This window comes from Pseudomonas sp. EGD-AK9 (assembly GCF_000465935.2).
Lineage (GTDB): Bacteria > Pseudomonadota > Gammaproteobacteria > Pseudomonadales > Pseudomonadaceae > Aquipseudomonas.
Genome location: NZ_AVOF01000493.1, coordinates 1 through 1,796 on the forward strand (window position 1 = coordinate 1; position 1,796 = coordinate 1,796).

Below are 1,796 nucleotides of genomic sequence, written 5' to 3' on the forward strand. Positions count from 1 at the left end.
GGCCGTGCGCGGGCAGTAGAAACCCACCGGCACCAGCGCATCGCCCTCCAGCAAGGGCACGCTGACCAGGCTGTCGCCGAGGCTGAAGCTGCGCGCCACCTCGGTGTAGACCATGGGGTACTCGAAGGCGTAGTCGATGCGCCGGTGGCTGACCATCAGCAGCAGGTTGTCGCCGGCGGTGCCGGCCGCCAGTTCGAGCAGGCGGCGAGCGTCCAGCGCTTGCTGCAGGGGTTCGCGAATGGCCGGCGGGTAGACCCGGCCGCGGGTCAGCGCGCCGCGCAGGTAGGGGTTGGCCAGCAGCCAGGCGAGGCTGACCCGGCCCTCGTCCAAAGCCAGCTGGGCATAGGTCTGGCGCCGTACCAGCACATGGATCGGTGGCGACTGCAGAAAAGCGACGAAGTGTCCCAGGCGGTCGCGCTCGGCGCTCTGCAACTGGCCGCTGATGCACAGCGGCTCGCCGGCCAGCAGGCGCTGCTCCAGGCGGGCGAACGGCAGCACCTCGTAGCGGATCTGCAACTCCGCCAGCTGCGCATCGAGCAGTTGCATGGCCTCGTAGAGCACGCCGTCGACCAACTCGCCGTCGCGCACGTTGAACACCCCGGGCAGCGGCAGCACGCCCCAGGTCAGGGTTTCGCCGCGCACGCCGAGCGGCAGCAGGCACAGCAGCACGAGCATCCAGCGCAGAAGAGGCATAAAGGCAGGCAATCTTTGTGGTTATGCCTGAAGCCTAGGTGATGCCGCGGGTTCTGCCTTCAGACCAGCAAGGCCAGCGCAAGGACAACGGCGCACTCGGCCAGCTCCACCAGGGCGCCGGCGGTATCGCCGGTGGTGCCGCCCAGGCGTTGGCACATCAGACGCCGCAAGCAGAAAAACACCAGCGCAGCGACCACCAGCGCCAGCCCGCCGGCCCAGCCGAACAGCAGGCAGATGGCCAGGCCGTGACCGGCCAGCAGCCAGGGCAGCTGGTGCCGCGGCAGCTGCTCGGCCAGCGCCTGGCCCAGGCCGCCGGCGCGCACGTAAGGCGTGGTCCACAGCAGCAACGGCAGCAGGCCGCGCGCCAGCCAGGGCAGCAGCACCAGCAGCAGGCCCTGCCCGGCCTGCAACAGGCTGACCAGGGCGGCGAACTTGAGCAGCAACAGCAGTACCAGCACCGTCACCGCCATCGGCCCGCTGCGCGGGTCCTTCATGATCGCCAGGGTCCGCTCGCGGTCGCCGAAGCCGCCGACCCAGGCGTCGGCGCTGTCGGCCAGGCCGTCCAGGTGCAGGCCGCCGCTCAAGCCCACCCACAGCGCCAGGATGATCGCCGCCTGCAGCAATGCCGGGGCCGCGCCCAGCAGCAAGTGAGCCCCCCACAGCAGCAGGCCGAGCAGCAGGCCCACGGTCGGATACCAGAGCAGCGAACGGCCGAGCTGCTCGGCCGTGGGCATGCCCGGCAGGCGGACCGGCAGGCGGGTGAGAAACTGCAGGGCGATCAGCGCCGGGCTCATGCCAGCTCCGTCAGGGCGCCCTGCCCGTCCAGCTGCAGGCGCACGCGCTGGGCGTAACCGACATTGACCTGCAGCAGCTCGTGGCGCGGCAGGCCGCGGGCGCGCGCCAGCAGCAGACGCATCACCCCGCCATGGGTAATCAGCAGCAGGCGCCGGCCGCGATGCGCCTGGTACAGCCGCTGCAGGGCGGCGAGGATGCGCGCCTCGAAGCGCAGCAGCGGCTCGCCGTCCGGCGGGGTGAAGGCATAGGGATCGGCCCAGAAGCGGCCGAGCGCCTCGGCATCGGTCTGCATCAGTTCGGCGGCGCTG

3 protein-coding genes are annotated in these 1,796 nt (G+C 71.1%); all 3 read right to left on the reverse strand.

Going from position 1 to position 1,796, the window contains the following annotated elements:
• Positions 1 to 693: hypothetical protein (locus N878_RS19380; RefSeq protein ID WP_156350900.1), on the reverse strand; the 693-nt coding region annotated here is incomplete at its 3' end.
• Between the two features lie 59 nt (positions 694 to 752).
• On the reverse strand, positions 753 to 1,487 hold the full coding sequence (locus N878_RS19385; RefSeq protein WP_021445218.1) for an adenosylcobinamide-GDP ribazoletransferase: 735 nt from the start codon (positions 1,485 to 1,487) through the stop codon (positions 753 to 755).
• Positions 1,484 to 1,796, reverse strand: a 313-nt coding sequence (locus N878_RS19390; protein WP_021445219.1) for a histidine phosphatase family protein, incomplete at its 5' end; no start/stop codon positions are given. The genes N878_RS19385 and N878_RS19390, both read right to left, overlap by 4 nt.